Origin of the sequence: Collimonas sp. OK307 (genome assembly GCF_900113705.1) — a bacterium.
In the GTDB taxonomy this organism is placed as follows: Bacteria; Pseudomonadota; Gammaproteobacteria; order Burkholderiales; family Burkholderiaceae_D; genus Collimonas.
The window spans coordinates 80,004-97,114 of the sequence record NZ_FOQI01000017.1 but is presented as its reverse complement, the minus strand read 5'-3'; the positions used below and the strand labels follow the sequence as shown (position 1 = coordinate 97,114).

The window sequence follows — 17,111 nt, the reverse complement described above, 5'->3', positions numbered from 1 at the left end:
GCTGAGTGGCCGCTTACCCAAAGCAGTCTTTCGATTTACTCAGAAGCAGGCGTTCAACGAACAATTGACCGGCGTGTGAGCGCATCGGAGTCCAGCGACGTATGAGGCATCTTCATGGATTATGACGTCGCCTTTTTGCTCTATGCACTTTTCAGCTTGAGAAAGTTCCTGATTCTTGCCGTTTCAAATGGTACATTATTCACGCGGCATTGATGCTAAATGGGCTAAGGATGATGGCAATGACTGAATTCAGCGAAGATCGTTTTTTTGATGCCTATAAAACGATACGTAACAACTTTCGAAAATACGATACAACGGCCTTCATCAAGGGATGCTTTAACTATTTGCACCTCCCTGCAAAGAACGCGATGGAGCAACTTCAAAAGCACCCCTGGCTTGTTTTTCTTCTTATTAAATGGGTAATTTCAGACGAACAAAGTTTTGAATCGGGAAAAGCAATTCCTTCAAATTCAGACATTCGAAATGCCATTCAACGTATGTTAGATCTCGGAGGGAAAGCTCGCCTTCCCTCCGAGTTTGAACACCTCACACTTTTCTTACGAAGCCTCGCCTATCAGCAATTTATTTATCAGGAAGAATTCAGATTTAGTCATTTGGCCAGGCAATTTATTTTGTTCGTGGCACTACCACCGGATCACTTCATAAAAACAGAATTTCGCAACCTTACAGGTCTGAGTGTCGAAACGTTTTTAGAGCTCTCTCTTATGCTGTTCATGCGCTTTTCAGGAGAAGACGTTCACGCGATAGATCAAAATTTTTTCTCGCCGCTCATAAAAAAATATTCCATTCCTGAAATTAACATTTTTCTCCGAATTTTTTCTAAGCGGTTTTCAGATATCAAGGATCAAGTTAATGCCAGAAACCAAGGAAAAGTACTAGGAGAGGAATATTATGAACAAACGCCATTTCTCGCTTTCCCATTAATTGAAGACGGAATCAGATTTATTTGCTCGGAGCGCCACGTCCTGCTCCGGTGTATTGAGCATTTTATCTATGATCGTATGAGAGTTTGGGATGCACAGAAATTCATGAACGAGTTCGGCTACATTTTTGAGAGAAGTGTAGAAACGGCGATTCAACATACAAAGCTGTCATACACGACAGAAGCTGAATTGAGGGCGACTTTCGGCGACGATAAAAAATTGGTAGATTTCGTTATCACAGACGGCAATTCTAGCGTGTTTGTGGATGCGAAAGCGGTCGAGATGGCGTATCAAGGGAAGGTCGCCCACTTGTGTGAAGTAGTAGAAGATAAGGCTCAATCCATTTTCAAAGCGATCGAACAAGCGAATGAGGTAATGACGACTTTATCGAATTCAACCAATCCACACTTCGCAGTCCGCAACAAAAATTCTAATTATTTGATTGTCGTTACATACAAAGATCTTTATCTTGGGAATGGCGCAACCTTATACGAAGGAGTCGCTAAAGCTAGTTTAGACGCTATTCGTGCAAAATATGTTAATGGCGGAATTCCATTGGAGAATATGTATTTTCTGAATGTCGATGAATTTGAAATGTTCGCTGAAGCGGTAGCAAATGGTCGCATCGGCTTAGTTGAAGGTCTGGAGAAAGCAAAAGCAAATGATTTAAATCCACAAACAAGAAAATTTGGTTTTTCCCTTCACCTTGCGAGTTGGAACATCCCGATAGGTATACCGACGTATTTGCAAGATCGAGCGATGTTTGAAATAGATAAAATTAAGCCATTTCTTGAATGACCAAAAATCGGATTGACCACGATGGCCTGGATCTGGCCGATTTGCGACTTTCGGCTTTCGATATCAATCGGCATTCCTCAATTTATCGAAGTTACTGGCTGAGCCGCGAAACATCATTTTTTGCTTCTTCTCCTGGGATGATTGGGCGTCCGGTTCAAAATTTGAAGCCTGATTCGTAATCAGTAAGTCGCCAGTTCGAATCCGCGAGAACTGCATCGATCAAAGAGCTGGAGTAGCTTCCTTAGAAGCCGAATCTTTGTCGTTGCTTTGCCCAGCCAAGCGGCAAGTCATCCAGCATCTTGTCCAAAGTGATGCCCGTCGGCTGTCGCCCATCGAGAATCGCTTCTACAATATCTGGTGCCAGAAATGCCGATCGCAAAATTCGGCTCGCATACCGGTCATTTACGCCGCTTGCCGCTGCCAAATCAGTCAACTTGACCTTTTCTAGCGATATGAGTTGCTCATACCAGCTACGTCCGCGTGCAATCGCTTTGACAAGCGACTGGCTGATCCGCGAGGGTTTGTCTTTTGTTTCTTCCCCTGCCAGTATCAGGCGTACTTCAAGGCCACACCGGGCCAAGCGCGCATCGACTGTCAATACGATGGCGTTCTCGCTTGTGCGTGACTCCTCCTGGCCGAACACACAGTTGGACGTCACCGTACGCATCGGCAAGAGTGCATCCCGTAGGGAAGAGCTGTTGAGTGTGATATCGATGGTCTCGTCCTTGACCGTCACGCGCTTGACAATCGCTTGCAGAAACTGACGGCGGGTTGTTGGTGCCGCGGCAGGCCAGGCTTCGACATGCTTACACGCTGCTTGCATCAATGTATTCTGGTCATTGGCATCCAAGCCGTTTGATGCCAACGCATCGAGCAATGTTTGGTGCGAGGTGAGAAACAGATGAATTCGGGTGATGACGACATTTTCCAGATCCTGTGCCGGGATACGCACTGCCCGGCGATCCGCTGATGTCGCATTCGCACATCCTGGGTGCGACACGTAATAGCGATACCGTTTGCCACGCTTGACGGTATGGCTGGGTGTTAATCGCCGGTCATGACCATCGTAGGCCATTCCGACTAATAAACTAGGCTCCTTGGCACGTGACCCGGAGCGATGGCCTTGTACATTGTCCTGCATCTTTGCCTGTACCTTGTCCCACAGCGGCATTGGAATGATTGCCGCATGCTCTCCCGGATAATGCCGATCCCGATGCATCGTGTCACCGATATACAGTCGGTTCTGGAGCAGTTCATATAAGGCACCCCGCGAGTAGGGCTGTCCGCCGGAAGTCTTGCCGGTGCGACTGATCCGAATCTTGCTGAAATTTTTCTGCAAGTCTAACTCCGCCTTCAGCTTTGCCACGCAACCCAAAGCCAGATATTGCTCAAAGATGTGTACAACGTGCATCGCCTCGACTGGATTGACAATCAGCTTACGCTCCACGGCATCGTAGCCCACTGGCACTCGTCCACCCATCCACATACCTTTCTTCTTAGAAGCGGCAATCTTGTCGCGAATGCGTTCGCCAGTGACTTCGCGTTCAAACTGGGCAAACGATAGCAGCACATTTAACGTCAATCGTCCCATTGATGTCGTAGTATTGAACTGCTGGGTCACAGAGACGAACGAGACGTTTTTAGCATCGAATAAATCGACCATCTTGGCGAAGTCAGATAATGCACGGGTCAAGCGATCCACCTTGTAGACAACGATGGAATCAATTTTTCCCGCTTCAATATCTTGCATCAATGCTTGCAGGGCAGGGCGGGCCATGCTGCCGCCAGAAAAGCCACCATCGTCGTAACGGGTATCAAGCGTCAGCCAACCTTCATGGCGTTGGCTGAGAATATATGCTTCACACGCTTCTCGCTGCGCGTCGAGAGAATTGAAGGATTGTTCCAGTCCTTCTTCCGACGATTTGCGGGTATAGATGGCGCAGCGTAACGTTGAGGGGCGCTCATTGGCCATGGCTAACTTCCTTTGCCGGGTTGCTGCGAAGAATGCCGAAAAATCGCGGTCCTGACCAACGGCTGCCGGTGATCACCCGTGCAATCTCGGACAAGTTGGTATAGCGCTGGTCGCGATATGTGAAGCCGTCATCGATGACTTGCACTTCATGAGTTTGCCCGCCCCAGGCACGAATCAATCGTGTGCCTGGTTTGATCGATGGTTGAAACAGCAGAATCGGCTTCTTGCCTTCGTTGACATCGCTCGCCAGTTTTCTGAGGCGGGTGCGCGTACTCATTGCGAGCCCACCAAATGCCTGTTCCTGGATACGGTAGGCCAGACAATCAATGAGCAGCGATTTACGGGCACGAAAGGGTGGTGCACGTCCAAAGTGCTCGATCCACAATGAACGCAGCGCAACATTATCCAGGTCATTCAGCGCGTCGACGTGATGGGGATCGATTTTTAATGTGCCGGAACCAGAGGCTTGGCGAGAAGTGGCGAGTTTAGGCATATCATGTTCCTTTCCCCACCATTGACGCTCTGTGTGCACAGGAACGCAAGTCGTATACGAGGTGAATAGCTATGGACGATAGTATTGATGATGAACATCCGATAGAGGCGCAGATTGCGGCCGATCGTAAGGAGCGAAAACGTCAAGAAGCCGCCTGCCTTGCAGAAATCAAAGCCGTGCACGCTGCGGGTACGATTCTTGATATCGATACATCCGACGACAAGCTACCCCGTGTGGGCGGTTACTTATTGGTTCCGATAACTGGATCGATCCTGAAAACGTCGCCAAGTGGTGAGCCGATTGGCTGGTATCGTGAGGGCCAAAAAAGTGGTAAGCCGAACCAGCTTATGCCAGTCGCTCAGGACTTGGAAGCTGCCTACAAGGATTGGGAGAAGCAGCTGCGTTCCAGCGAGAGTCCCACCGAGCGCGCAGCCCATCGAGGCAAGAAAAGTGGAAAAATCCGGCGAGTAAACGGTCTTGCGCCACAAATTCTAGCGCTTGCTAAAAAGCTTGGGAGCGACGTAAAAAAACATCATATGGCCAAATATATTGCTAATGAGTTGAGTTGCACTGTTGACTATGTGCGCGAGGTATTGCGGGAAGATCGTAAAGCGAAAGAAGCAACAATTCCCAAGAAAAATGTGGTCTGAACTGAATAGAAATTCCCTGTTCCGTTTTGGGCGCACAGTATGGCTATCAGGCTGTCTCGATATTAATTTGAGCGCACCGATACGCATCTTATAGACAGCTTGTATCGGCTGCTCTCAAGGAGCTTGATATGAGCATCTGCACAGAACAAAGCGGACCGAGAATCGCGATTACTTTTCGCAATACCGCGGAACTCAAACCTGACCCGCAGAATCCGCGACAGCACAGCCGCAAACAAATCCGGCAAATCGCAGCCAGCATCAAAACCTTCGGGTTCAACGCACCAATTCTCATTGACGGCAGCGATCAAGTAATTGCAGGACATGGGCGTCTGCTGGCTTGCGAACATCTCGGAAAACACGAAGTGCCGACGATATGCCTGGAACATCTGACGCCAGCCCAGATCCGCGCGTTCATGATCGCTGATAACAAACTGACTGAAAACGCCACCTGGGATGATAAGTTGCTGGCTACGCAGTTGAAAGACCTGTCGCTGCTGGATCTGGATTTCAGTCTGGAAGTGACCGGCTTCGATACGGGGGGGATCGACTTCCGGATTGAAGGGCTCGAAACGGGCAATCCGAGCAAAACCGACGCCGCCGATCAAGTGCCCCCATTGTCGTCAGTCGCCGTCACTCAGGTCAGCGATGTTTGGCAATTAGACGAACATCGCATTCACTGCGGCAATGCCCTTGACCATGCTGCATACAGCCGGCTGATGGAGGATCGTCTCGCAGGTGTAGTGTTTTCCGATCCACCCTACAACGTTGCCATTGACGGCCATGTTGGCGGCAAGGGAAATATAAAACATCGCGAATTTTCAATGGCCTGCGGCGAAATGGATCAGGCCGAATTCACGCAATTCCTGACGACGAGCTGCGAACTGATGGCGCGCCACAGCAAAGCGGGCGCAATAAATTTTTTGTGTATGGATTGGCGGCACCTGATGGAAATGCTCACCGCCGGCAACGCCGTTTATACCGAGCTCAAGAATGTGTGTGTGTGGGCTAAAGATAGCGGCGGTATGGGCTCCATGTACCGGAGTCAGCACGAACTGGTCTTCGTGTTCAAGCACGGCACAGCACCACACACTAACAATGTCCAGTTAGGTAAATACGGACGTAACCGCACCAACATCTGGCGCTACCCCGGCGTCAATTCGTTTCAACGTACCGGCGACGAAGGCAATCTGTTGGCGTTGCACCCGACCGTCAAACCAGTGGCGATGGTGGTTGACGCACTCCTCGATTGCTCGGAGCGTGGCGACATCGTGTTGGATCCTTTTCTGGGCAGCGGCACCACACTGATGGCCGCAGAACGCACTGGTCGGGTCTGCTATGGCATTGAACTCGATGCATTGTACGTTGATACCGCCATTCGCCGCTGGCAAAACTATACTGGACAACAGGCGATCCATGCTACCAGCGGTCAATCCTTTGCCGAGCGGGAAGGAAATCAGGCAGCAATGCGCGAGGAGACCGATCGTGCCGCATAAGAAAACGGAAAAGGACCAAGACTATCCTGTCGGATATGGCAAACCGCCGACCGATACCCAATTCAAAAAAGGACAATCCGGCAATCCCAGTGGCCGGCCGAAGGGAAAGCGCAATGTCGCCACGGCATTGCAAGCGGCCTTGAATGAACGCGTCACTATTACAGAGAATGGGCAACGCAAATCGATCACCAAGCTGGAGGCGTCGATGAAGCAGGTCGTCAACCGCGCTGCAGCTGGTGAGTCGGTGGCCATCAAGCTATTGCTTCAGCTGTTTCCATTTCTGGACAATCAGATTGACGACAGTGGAGAGCGATCGGCAAACCCGGAAGCGGATCAGCAAGTGCTTGCCAATATCGTCAAACGGATGCAACAGGCGTCGATTGCGCCCACGCATGACCAGTCACTAAAAAAGGAGATCACAAAATGAGCCTGAATCTGACACCCGCCGAAAGGGCGGTTCTGCTTCGAAATGACTTGAGCGCGTTCATTCATCGCTGCTTCATCCAACTCAATCCCGAAACGCCGTATCAGCATAATTGGCGCATCGACCTGATCGCCGCAAAGTTAGACGCGTGTTTGCGTGGCGAGATCCGTCGTTTGATCATTAACGTGCCACCGCGTTCGCTCAAGTCGATTTGCGCATCGATTGCATTTCCAGCATGGGTTCTCGGCCATCTGCCGTCCGCACAGGTTCTCTGTGCAAGCTATGGTCAGGATCTGTCAGCCAAGCTCGCACTTGACTGCCGCAACGTCATGACAAGTGACTGGTACCGTGATGTATTCGAGACACGCTTAATGAGTGGTCGCCCATCTGCCTCCGATTTTTCTACGACCAAGCAGGGTGGACGCTTGGCGACGTCGGTCGGCGGCGTACTCACCGGACGGGGTGCCGATTTCATTATTATTGATGATCCTCTCAAACCGGACGAGGCGTTGTCTGATGTGCAACGCCAAACTGTCAATGCATGGTTCGACCATACCGTATTAAGTCGCCTAAATAACAAGAAGACAGGGCGCGTGATCATGATCATGCAACGTTTGCATCTGGACGACTTGGTTGGTCACGTCCTGGAGCAGGAAGGTTGGGAAGTGTTGTCCTTGCCCGCCATTGCGGAACAGGAAGAGTCGTTCGCGTTTGACACCTTATTCGGTGCGCGGACAGTTATCCGTCAAATCGGAGATGTGCTGCATCCCGAGCGTGAGCCGTTCGAGGTGTTGCAGCAAATTCGTGCCACTATCGGAGAATACAATTTTGCCGGCCAGTATCAGCAGTCACCTGTTCCGCGCGGCGGAGGCATGGTCAAAGAAGAGTGGCTGGTCTATGCCGCGCCGCATGAGTGGCCACAACAGTATGAGCAGATCGTTCAAAGCTGGGACACTGCTAGTAAGGAAACGGAATTAAGTGACTTTAGCGTGTGCACCACCTGGGGCATTTATCAGAAAAAGCGCTACCTGATCGATGTGTACCGAAAACGGATGGCCTTTCCGGAACTAAAGCGGTCTATTGTTGAACTGGCAAATCGGTATAAACCCAACGTTATCCTGATTGAAGACAAAGCGTCGGGGACACAATTGATCCAGGATCTACGGAACGACGGCCTCTCAAAAGTCAAAGGCATCGTCCCGAAAGGAGACAAGGTCATGCGGATGAATGCACAGACTGCGCAGTTTGAAGGTGGGTTTGTGGTGCTGCCTGAAAAAGCACACTGGCTGGATCCATATGTGACGGAATTGACGACCTTCCCAAAAGGGAAATTTGACGATCAAGTCGATTCGACATCGCAGGCGCTTGGCTGGATACAAACGGATGGCAATGAGCCGGGCATTCTGCGGTACTACAGGGAATTAGTCGAAAGTAAGGGGCGCGTGTAAATGTCGCGTTAATAATTTGCAAAATGGCACGTTAAAAGTGCACCAATCCGGGTTAATAGATAGAGCAGTTGTGCGCCGCCGCCATCGACATTGACGAACTGGTCCGGGCGCGCTACGACTTCGACGTCGTCGCCAGGCCTGATCCCAGATGGCACACAAAGTCAAAACAACATCACACCGCTGGCACGGTGAGGCAATTCAAATGATGGCGTCAGGATAATAATGACTCCTAGAAGTGGAGATTCAGCGGTCAATTCGCCGAACTGATTCACAGGATCTCACGCCGACCATAAAGCAATCGTGATCGCTATCGTATCTCAGGCTTTTTAGACCAAAACCACTTCACGCGCAGTTTCGCTCATGTCAAAAAAAAGACACCATGTAAGTTCCATCGATGCTTCCGCTACAGAACTAGAATGAGCCATCACACTATATCTACGATCCAGCACTGGTCGACTGAAGAGGTGACAGAGACCGAGCGAGTTGATTATTTTGCAGACGTGTTATCGTCTTCACTCTGTCCGATGCGTGTCGCAAGTCGAGCGAAGGGACCGTTCCGGGCGGAAATGCTTTCAAGTGAGCTTGGCTTGATAACGGTAATTCGACAAGGAGGCAGTGCACATCAGTCCCATCGAGGAAAAAAAGAAATTGCGCTTAGCACAGAGCGTAGCTATCACCTCCTTATCGCCCTTACTTCCGAAGTTGCTCTGACACATTGCGGCTTCACGTTCCTGAAGCCAGGTTCTGCTGTTATCACCGATTCCAATTTTCCCCATGATTTAGAATTTTTCTCCCCGTGGCGGATGATTCATTTGAAGCTTCCCGAACAGTGGCTGCGTCAATGGATTCCGGATCCAGCAGCGCTGACAGGCCGCCTAATTACTTCCGATTTTCGATGGGCAACGCCACTGCTGGCGTTCGCAACCCAACTCTCCCCTGAATTCGTGGTCCACGCCCCCCTACCGCAATCAGTCTTGTTGGATCATCTCGGCGCACTGCTGAGTCTTATCGCCGCTGATATTAGTGGGACGGTATCGTCCTTGGTGTCCTCCGTAAATCTTGCATTGAAGGCGCGTATTTGGGATCGCATTAAGCAGCGATGTGCTGAAACCACTCTTACGGGTGCTCAGATTGCGAGTGAGTTGGATATTCCCATTGCAGTATTGCATGCAACGCTTGGTGCCAGCAGCCAAACGTTTGGGAGTTTACTCATTGAAGCTCGTGTCACTCAAGCATCATGGATGTTGAAATCGCCTGTGTTCAAGAGCTTGACAACGACAGCCGTTGGACACCGAGTGGGTTTTACCAATTTGCGTCACTTCGCTCGAGCGTTCAAACGTCTTATTGGGCGCACGCCGTCACAGTTTCGCCTAGATCGTTAGAAGGATTTAATAATGGGATTTTCGTTGGAGATGAAAAAGGAAATTGATAGCCCGATTGCGATTGTAATTCTGTGGGTGGTCCGAAATTTTCATTTTGCAGATCATTAAGGAAGTCTCAGTGCTTACGTTGTTTTATAGATTTTGAGAGCAACTTCAAAAGCGGGGAGAAAGCATAAGTAGATCGTTATATTTGGAACTACCTAGGATTTTATATGCAAACCATTCTTGATAGACTTCCCCCCGTGGCACCTCTACGTATCATGATTGCCGACGATCATTGCGTCGTCCGTGCCGGTATCGCGTCGCTGCTGAACGATTTAGGCTATGTCGAAATCGTCGGACAGGCATCCAACGGACTAGAGGCAGTTGAGCAGTGGCGGAAGCATAAACCGGACATTACGCTGATGGATCTGAGGATGCCAGAAATGGGCGGGGTGGAGGCAATTACGCAGATCCGTGCCGAGAAGCGCGACGCATTGATTGTTATCCTGACGACGTTTGACGGAGACGAGGATGTTTTTCGGGGTATGCGTGCTGGCGCAAAAGGCTGTCTGCTCAAAGACACGACGCCAGAGGAGCTGATTTCATGTATCCGATGCGTTAGCTTTGGCCGAAGCTATATTCCGTCGTCGGTCGCAGAAAAACTAGCTAACCGACTAACCGGAGATGCGCTGACCGCTCGAGAAGCCGAGATTCTCAAGCACGTCGCAGATGGCGAGGCAAACAAGCTGATCGCATATCATCTCAACATCGCTCCTGGTACCGTAAAAAAATACTTGACCAGCATACTTTCGAAATTGGACGCAACAAGCAGGACTGGTGCCGTGTCGGTCGCCCGGCGGCGCGGACTAATCGAAAGTTAGATTTTGCGGCCATTTGCGCCACGCTAAGGCTCAGACATCATTGTCCGCCCCCAGTTACAGAGTACCCTACTTCGGCGAAGAATTGATCCGAGCCTGTCAACGCGTAGATAAGTGATCTAATATCAGACGGCGTGGAATTCTCACCTTCTTATCTGTTGAGCCACTTCGAGATTTATTTTTTACGAAGCTCCGTCGGTGTACGACCGGTCTGCCGTTTCAAAACTCTTGAAAAGTGCGCCGGGCTTGAGAAACCTGCACGGCGGCTGATCTCGGCAGTAGTCAATCGCCGGAATAAAGGCGATTCGAGCATCCGTAAAGCGACCGTTGCTCGCGCAGAAATCAAGGCAGCCCCAAAAGTTTGTTTGCCAGCAACCAGGCTACGGTGCAGAGTGCGAACAGAAATATGAAGCGCTGCGGCGACGTCGTCTGCTGTAAGTGTGGGTTCGGCGCATCGTTGACTGATACAGTCAAGGATCCGGGGACCAAGCGCCGTTTCACCGTGACTCGGTGCACTCTTATACCCTCCCATTTCCGCCGCTACGAGCGCGAGTAAGGTGCCAATTTGATCGACCAGAACGGAGTGTGGCACTGGCGAGTTGCTAACGAATTCGGTGGTCAATTGAACTACGAAAGACGTTAGCGCTCGGCTCCAGTTTGAATCACAGGGAATTCTGAGCCCGACAAGCGCATCTGGGGCGCTCAACCAACGTCTGATCCAGATAGCGGGGAGCCGTAAGTTGACTACTTTGTGGGGAGCAAAAAAATCAAGATTAAATCCATCGAGAGAGTTGGTAAAAAGTGCATCCCCTGGACCAAGCTTGGTGACGCCGCGATGATCGTAGTGCCAGGAGGAAGTCATGTTGATAAGGAGGTTGTAAGTGTGCTCTTCGGTACGGCTTACTTCTCGCGCCCCTCGAAGGGCACGATGGCAGCTACCAACCTGATTTACGAGCTGAATTGGTCCCATTGACACCAGTTTTGTTTCGGCTTGGAACAGGCCCGGATTCTCACCACATATAGTCAACGGAGTTAGCGCCGCTGATACGGTCTCCGACCAGAAGGCAAATCTTTGGGAAGGTTCCACCGAATCAGTTGACCAACGGTGAACAATAGATGGAGAAGTGAGTTCCATTTATAACTCCTGTTATGTGGCAGGCTCAGATGCTGGAATACGTACCCGGGCTCACAAAATTGCGAAGCAACCTGATGGGATCGGAGCGAGGTTGATGTTTTCCCGGTAATCAGATCAAGGATCTGTCTTAATTTGCTCACATGGCGTATGTACGTTTGAGCGCGCCTGATCCAATATAACAGAATCCTGATTATCCTTGATGTCAAATGAGTAATTATGTGGTGGCATATGCGATCCTTGTTTGTAGGTCCGTGGCTGGTACAAATGACTCATGTGACATTCTTCGCTTGGCTGCAGGGCACCGCTCAACGCGCGCAATGGCGAAACTAAATGCTATGGCGCTCTCTACCAAGGTTTCATGCCTTGACTTCGATCTGGAACATAAACAAAGCGATAAATGACGTCCATTTTCCACGGTAACTCTTACTTAGTTGGCGCTACGGAACGTCGGGCCATGCTTCGATTTATCTTATCTGAATCAAAAATAATCTGATTTTTCTGATGTGTATGCAATTCCCCCAGCTGGATAAAATTTGCATTCAGGGTCGGTACTGAGCACAACATCATGAGCTAAAAAAATCATGGTGGTGACTCCACGTTAGATGTCTGCAACATCCCCCCTTTTGGGGGTGTGTGAACATTGCAGTGGGGGATAAGCTAATACTCATACAAACTTCATCCACGATATTGCTCAAGTCAGGTTTCTAGGCAATAAAGTGAAAACGCGCTTTGAGTAAGAGAAGGATTAATCGGTTTGCGGTTTACAACGTCGTACCACCAAATTTTTGAATGAGGTTAGCGATGGACATTCGTTCCAATGCAACTGTCGGTAAGACATTCCCGAAGATTGCCAGTGGCGAAAGCATAGAGGTAGTCAAGATTCGAATCGCGCGAGCAAGTACGCAGTTTGTTGCTGTCGTCGGGGAGTTTAGAACTGCTGAAAAATTGTTGTCAGCCTGGGGCAATTGTTCCAACGATTATTTCGAATGCGATTTTGAAATCACGTTCTTGGATGGCTTCGTTTTTTGTGGTCGATATGAACTCTGGAAAAAATCCAAAACTCGTCCGTCGTTCAGCACCTTCGTCAAGAAGTCTCTGCTTGCGGCTCAATGTTTGGATTGCAGTACAAGCGAACTCTTATCGACTACCAATGAACTCGATGGTGAAGATGGGCGAGCAAATTTATCTGTGCCAATTCTAAGCAGATATGTAATCGACGGCACGTGATTTTGTGCCATTACGAGTTTTATTAAGGACTGGGATGGTCGTCTACCCTTCAGATAAGTCCAGAGCATGACGCATCGACGATCACTATCCATCTGATATTTTCATCGAAAGGATTTTTGATGGATGCTCATTGTCGTAGCGATTATGCCGAACGAACTGATCAAGAGTCTCGCAGGATCGCAACGGGAGTGGCTATGGAATTGCATATCGTCATCGATAGCGATAAAGACCTCGTAAGGCAGGTCTATCGACAGATCAAGGAAGCTATTCAAACAGGTCGATTGACGGCCGGCGAACAAGTACCTCCCTCACGGTTACTGGCGCAGCGATTGCACGTGTCCCGCAAGACCATATCGGCAGCCTATACGCGGCTGACCATGGATAAGTTGCTGGTCGGTCAGGTGGGGGCTGGGACTTTTGTCAATGCAGTAAATCAGCCGCAGCCAAATCAACGCCACTTTGCCGTCAAAGACTTGGCAGCCGGCGCCACTCTCAAAAATTGGTTGGGCCGTTCAACGGCCTCGCAGCCACCGGAGACGCGTGCCATTTATGATTTTGTCGGCGGTGGCGCTTCAAAAGGTCATCTTCCAATTGCGGAATGGCGTCAGTGCGTGTTGCACGGCTTGCGTAAAAGCAATGCTGACCGCGGACTTTATTCGGAGCCCGAAGGTTTGCCGGCACTGCGCGAAGCGATCGCCCACTATACGGCGTTTTCCCGGGGCGTTCAATGCGTACCCACTGATGTGCTAGTCACCACCGGTACACAACAGGCGATCGACTTGATTGCGCGCGTGTTGCTGGAGCCTGGAAGCACAGTGGCGATCGAGGATCCCGGCTATCCGCCGGCGCGCGTGACGTTTGCTAGCCAAGGTGCCTATATTGCCTGCATTCCGGTTGATGCAGAAGGAATGGTGGTTGAGCAAATACCTGATGGAACGCGCCTGATCTATGTCACACCGGCGCATCAATTTCCGCTCGGCATGCCGATGAGCTTGGCGCGTCGCAAGGCCTTGCTCAAGCGCGCCGGTGAGCTCGGCGCCATCATCATCGAAGACGACTATTACAGTGAATTTCGTTATATGGGGCGCCCCATAGACTCCTTGCAAAGTATGGATAGAGACGGTTTGGTGGCATTTGTTGGCACGTTTTCGAAGGTCATGCAACCTGAATTACGGATTGGTTATCTGATTGCGCCACCCGCAATACGGGAAGCGTTAATCGTCGCCAAGCGCCTATGCAATTCGCATGCTCCGACCATGATGCAATGGGCGCTAGTCAAGTTCATCAATGATGGTTATTTGCAAAAACATATTCGACGCTGCCATGCGATGTATGCCAGCCGTCGCGAAAAACTGTTGTCGCGTTTTGCCGACGATCTGGCGCCATGGCTGCGGGCGATTCCGGCAACGGCAGGTTTCCATCTGACCGCGTTGACGACTAGGGAGATCGACATCCCCTTGTTGCTCAAGCTGGCGCGTCGCGCCGATGTCGGCCTATATGCGACTGACGTCTTTTATCACATCGTACCACCGGTGCAGGGCTTGTTCTTCGGTTACGGGGCGATCGAAACGCTCGATATCGAGCCGGCGTTGGATCGCGTCAAGACGATTCTGACGGAAATTGCATGAGTTAACCAAGGTAGGGGAGTACGGTAGAAAATCATGACGGTGAATGTGGTTTGATATTTAGTTGAATGTGTGAAATTTGCTGTCATTTTTTTGATTAAACATTACTAGGGATTCAAAAAAAGAAAACTGTGTTTCGCTTTACTTCGCATGTCCTGCCATTGGCTATGTTATTACTGTGCGCCGCTGCTGGAGCTCAAGTGGTAACGCCTCAGCGCGAGCTGAAAAGTACACCCGCCGAAATGGTCGACACGCTCAATAGTGTTTTTGGCGAACATCACTCGCGCGCCATCCACGCCAAAGGTATAGTGCTGGAAGGTATTGTCCGTGACAAAGATAGTTGCTGACAGCGAGACCGCGCAAAAGAGCTTGGTGTTTATGCCAAACAATTTGCCTAAGGGCATCGAAATAGAAGACCAGGTGGCAAATGCACGTTCGAATGCCTACGCCGTTTCTTTCGGCCGTCGCCAATAAACTGCGTCAGCGGATAAAAAACGCCAGCCACATTGGCTGGCGTTTTTGTATAGCGTCTGGTAGAAGAAGAACCAAATTGCACCACTCAGGCTATGATTTTTCGTATTCACCGCTAACGATTAAGCTGCTGGCATCTTACGGAAACCGATAGAAAGGCGATTCCAACAGTTGATGGCATTGATCGCGAGGCTCAGATTGACCATTTCGGCATCGTTGAACTGACTGCGCAGCAGTTCGTAGTCGGCGTCCGGCGCGTGGGTCTGGGAGACCAACGTCAGCGATTCAGTCCAGGCCAACGCAGCGCGCTCCCGTTCCGTAAAAAATGGCGCTTCACGCCAGGCCGTAACGGCGTACAGGCGGCGCTCGGTTTCACCTGCCTTGCGGGCATCTGCAGTATGCATGTCAATGCAAAAGGCACAGCCATTGATTTGCGAGGCGCGCAGCTTGACCAAATCCAGCAGTGATGGTTCCAACCCCATCTTGGCGATTGCGCCTTCCAGGGCGATCATGGCTTTCAATGCGTCGGGGGATGCTTTGTAGAAATCGATACGGTTTTCCAAGATATTCTCCTTTGTGTGGTAGGAGATTGCATGATAAGAGTTCGCGTGCGCTGCCGGATAGCCAATTCGGGAGAAAAACGGGAGACCACTTAAAGCAACGATTTGCACTGTTTGTAGCGACGTGCTAAAACACGTGGCATTCCGGCAAGCAAATCATTAACCTGCATTGCGCATCGTACCTGGAGAAATTATGGAATTGCACATCGTTATCGATGGCGATAAAGATCTGGTAGAGCAGGTCTATCAACAGATCAGAGTGGCCATTCAAACCGGACGCCTGACGGTGGGTGAGCAGGTGCCTCCATCGCGCCTGCTGGCACAGCAGTTGCAGGTGTCGCGCAAGACCATTTCTGAAGCCTATACGCGGTTGACCATTGACAGGTTTCTGACCGGCGAAGTAGGCGTTGGAACGTTTGTCAATGCTGCAACTCGGTCACAGCCACGCCGTTTCGCCGCCAAGGATCTAGCCGCTAGCGCCACTCTCAAAAATTGGCTGAGCCGTTCGGTGCCGTTGCATCATCTGGAGCCGGAAATGCGTTCGGCTTTTGATTTCGTCGGCGGCGGCGCTTCAAAAAGCCATTTTCCAATTGCAGAATGGCGCCAGTGCATGCTGCATGGTTTGCGTAAAAGTCATGCAGACAGCGGATTTTATTCGGAGCCGGAAGGCTTGCCGACACTGCGCGAAGCGATCGCTCGCCATACGGCGTTTTCCCGGGGCGTGCAGTGTGTGCCGATGGATGTGCTAGTCACCAACGGCGCGCAGCAGGCGATCGACTTGATTGCGCGCGTGTTGCTGGATCCTGGTAGCACAGTGGCGATCGAGGATCCCGGCTATCCGCCGGCCCGCCTAATTTTTTCCAGCCAGGGCGCGAATGTGGTCTGCATTCCAGTTGATGCGGAAGGAATGGTGGTCGAGCTGATACCTGACGGCACGCGTCTGATCTATGTCACACCGGCGCATCAATTTCCGCTCGGCATGCCGATGAGCGCGGCACGCCGCAAGGCCTTGCTCAAGCGCGCCGGTGAGCTCGGCGCCATCATCATCGAAGACGATTACGACAGTGAATTTCGCTATGAGGGGCGACCGACCGATTCCTTGCAAAGTATGGATACAGACGGCTTGGTGGCATTTGTTGGCACGTTTTCGAAGGTCATGCTGCCGGAATTACGCGTTGGCTACCTGATTGCACCACCCTCAATACGAAAAGCGGTAACCATTGCCAAGCACCTGTGCGATTGGCACACGCCGACCATGATGCAATGGGCGCTGGCCAAGTTCATCGATGACGGTTATTTGCAAAAGCATATCCGGCGCTGCCATGCGATGTATGCCAGCCGTCGCGAAAAACTGCTGTCGCGCCTTGCCGGCGATCTAGCGCCGTGGCTACGGGCGATTCCAGCAACGGCAGGTTTCCATCTGACCGCATTGACGACTAGGGAGATTGATATTCCTTTGTTGCTCAAACTGGCGCGTCGTGCCGATGTCGGCCTATATGCGACTGACGTCTTTTATCACCTCGAAACACCGGTGCAGAGCTTGTTCTTCGGTTACGGGGCGATCGAAACGCTCGATATCGAGCCGGCGTTGGATCGCGTCAAGACGATTCTGACGGAAATTGCATGAGC

At 50.8% G+C, this 17,111-nt stretch carries 15 protein-coding genes and 1 pseudogene; 12 read left to right on the top strand and 4 right to left on the bottom strand.

The features are described from left to right. The first annotated feature begins 239 nt into the window (after positions 1-239). Positions 240-1,742 (top strand): GapS1 family protein, encoded by a 1,503-nt coding sequence (locus tag BM205_RS19820; RefSeq protein WP_139227333.1) that lies wholly within the window; start codon positions 240-242, stop codon positions 1,740-1,742. A gap of 241 nt (positions 1,743-1,983) precedes the next feature. Here the strand turns inward: BM205_RS19820 and BM205_RS19810 are convergent, their stop codons facing one another. Continuing rightward, entirely contained in the window at positions 1,984-3,714 is a 1,731-nt protein-coding gene (locus BM205_RS19810) for a recombinase family protein (RefSeq protein WP_092416588.1), read from the bottom strand. Next, positions 3,704-4,207 (bottom strand): DUF2924 domain-containing protein, encoded by a 504-nt coding sequence (locus BM205_RS19805; protein ID WP_092416587.1) that lies wholly within the window; start codon positions 4,205-4,207, stop codon positions 3,704-3,706. Before BM205_RS19805 ends, BM205_RS19810 begins: the two co-directional genes overlap by 11 nt. 71 nt (positions 4,208-4,278) lie before the next feature. On the opposite strand from BM205_RS19805, the gene BM205_RS19800 reads away from it, so the two are divergent. From BM205_RS19800 to BM205_RS19775, 7 genes and pseudogenes are all read left to right on the top strand, one after another. Continuing rightward, the gene (locus BM205_RS19800; RefSeq protein ID WP_092416586.1) at positions 4,279-4,857 is read left to right on the top strand and encodes a hypothetical protein; all 579 of its coding nucleotides are present in this window, start codon (positions 4,279-4,281) and stop codon (positions 4,855-4,857) included. A 128-nt stretch (positions 4,858-4,985) separates the two neighbouring features. Beyond that, positions 4,986-5,234, top strand: a pseudogene (locus tag BM205_RS24790) (ParB/Srx family N-terminal domain-containing protein); the annotation flags it as partial. A gap of 36 nt (positions 5,235-5,270) precedes the next feature. Continuing rightward, complete coding sequence (locus BM205_RS19795; protein WP_254783968.1) at positions 5,271-6,350, top strand: DNA-methyltransferase; 1,080 nt, start codon at positions 5,271-5,273, stop codon at positions 6,348-6,350. After that, complete coding sequence (locus tag BM205_RS24360) at positions 6,340-6,777, top strand: DUF5681 domain-containing protein (RefSeq protein ID WP_092416584.1); 438 nt, start codon at positions 6,340-6,342, stop codon at positions 6,775-6,777. Before BM205_RS19795 ends, BM205_RS24360 begins: the two co-directional genes overlap by 11 nt. Beyond that, positions 6,774-8,222, top strand: a complete 1,449-nt coding sequence (gene terL / locus BM205_RS19785) for a phage terminase large subunit (protein WP_092416583.1) — start codon at positions 6,774-6,776, stop codon at positions 8,220-8,222. Before BM205_RS24360 ends, terL begins: the two co-directional genes overlap by 4 nt. Positions 8,223-8,638: 416 nt before the next feature. Next, entirely contained in the window at positions 8,639-9,604 is a 966-nt protein-coding gene (locus BM205_RS19780; protein WP_092416582.1) for a helix-turn-helix transcriptional regulator, read from the top strand. 212 nt (positions 9,605-9,816) lie between these two features. Beyond that, entirely contained in the window at positions 9,817-10,467 is a 651-nt protein-coding gene (locus BM205_RS19775) for a response regulator (protein ID WP_092416581.1), read from the top strand. A 172-nt stretch (positions 10,468-10,639) separates the two neighbouring features. On the opposite strand, the gene BM205_RS19770 is transcribed toward BM205_RS19775, so the two are convergent. Further along, entirely contained in the window at positions 10,640-11,599 is a 960-nt protein-coding gene (locus BM205_RS19770) for an AraC family transcriptional regulator (protein ID WP_092416580.1), read from the bottom strand. Between the two features lie 801 nt (positions 11,600-12,400). On the opposite strand from BM205_RS19770, the gene BM205_RS19765 reads away from it, so the two are divergent. The 3 genes from BM205_RS19765 (at position 12,401) to BM205_RS24355 (ending at position 14,798) form a co-directional block, all read left to right on the top strand. Further along, a complete protein-coding gene (locus BM205_RS19765) occupies positions 12,401-12,826 on the top strand; it encodes a hypothetical protein (protein ID WP_092416579.1) in 426 nt (141 codons plus the stop codon). A gap of 194 nt (positions 12,827-13,020) precedes the next feature. Continuing rightward, positions 13,021-14,454, top strand: coding sequence for a MocR-like pyridoxine biosynthesis transcription factor PdxR (locus BM205_RS19760; protein ID WP_092416578.1), 1,434 nt, complete (start codon positions 13,021-13,023; stop codon positions 14,452-14,454). Between the two features lie 197 nt (positions 14,455-14,651). Then, the gene (locus BM205_RS24355; protein WP_175511332.1) at positions 14,652-14,798 is read left to right on the top strand and encodes a hypothetical protein; all 147 of its coding nucleotides are present in this window, start codon (positions 14,652-14,654) and stop codon (positions 14,796-14,798) included. Between the two features lie 246 nt (positions 14,799-15,044). Here the strand turns inward: BM205_RS24355 and BM205_RS19755 are convergent, their stop codons facing one another. Beyond that, positions 15,045-15,485 (bottom strand): carboxymuconolactone decarboxylase family protein, encoded by a 441-nt coding sequence (locus BM205_RS19755; protein WP_092416577.1) that lies wholly within the window; start codon positions 15,483-15,485, stop codon positions 15,045-15,047. 190 nt (positions 15,486-15,675) lie between these two features. Between BM205_RS19755 and BM205_RS19750 the strand changes: the two genes are divergently transcribed. After that, on the top strand, positions 15,676-17,109 hold the full coding sequence (locus tag BM205_RS19750; RefSeq protein WP_092416576.1) for a MocR-like pyridoxine biosynthesis transcription factor PdxR: 1,434 nt from the start codon (positions 15,676-15,678) through the stop codon (positions 17,107-17,109). Positions 17,110-17,111: the final 2 nt, after the last annotated feature.

Excerpts from the sequence above, each read along its gene's own strand:
- BM205_RS19820 (WP_139227333.1), top strand. The coding sequence starts at position 240 with ATGACTGAATTCAGCGAAGATCGTTTTTTTGATGCCTATAAAACGATA.
- BM205_RS19775 (WP_092416581.1), top strand. The coding sequence starts at position 9,817 with ATGCAAACCATTCTTGATAGACTTCCCCCCGTGGCACCTCTACGTATC.
- BM205_RS19750 (WP_092416576.1), top strand. The coding sequence starts at position 15,676 with ATGGAATTGCACATCGTTATCGATGGCGATAAAGATCTGGTAGAGCAG.
- BM205_RS19805 (WP_092416587.1), bottom strand. The coding sequence starts at position 4,207 with ATGCCTAAACTCGCCACTTCTCGCCAAGCCTCTGGTTCCGGCACATTA.
- BM205_RS19765 (WP_092416579.1), top strand. The coding sequence starts at position 12,401 with ATGGACATTCGTTCCAATGCAACTGTCGGTAAGACATTCCCGAAGATT.
- BM205_RS19810 (WP_092416588.1), bottom strand. The coding sequence starts at position 3,714 with ATGGCCAATGAGCGCCCCTCAACGTTACGCTGCGCCATCTATACCCGC.
- terL (WP_092416583.1), top strand. The coding sequence starts at position 6,774 with ATGAGCCTGAATCTGACACCCGCCGAAAGGGCGGTTCTGCTTCGAAAT.
- BM205_RS19760 (WP_092416578.1), top strand. The coding sequence starts at position 13,021 with ATGGAATTGCATATCGTCATCGATAGCGATAAAGACCTCGTAAGGCAG.
- BM205_RS19800 (WP_092416586.1), top strand. The coding sequence starts at position 4,279 with ATGGACGATAGTATTGATGATGAACATCCGATAGAGGCGCAGATTGCG.
- BM205_RS19770 (WP_092416580.1), bottom strand. The coding sequence starts at position 11,599 with ATGGAACTCACTTCTCCATCTATTGTTCACCGTTGGTCAACTGATTCG.
- BM205_RS19780 (WP_092416582.1), top strand. The coding sequence starts at position 8,639 with ATGAGCCATCACACTATATCTACGATCCAGCACTGGTCGACTGAAGAG.
- BM205_RS19795 (WP_254783968.1), top strand. The coding sequence starts at position 5,271 with ATGATCGCTGATAACAAACTGACTGAAAACGCCACCTGGGATGATAAG.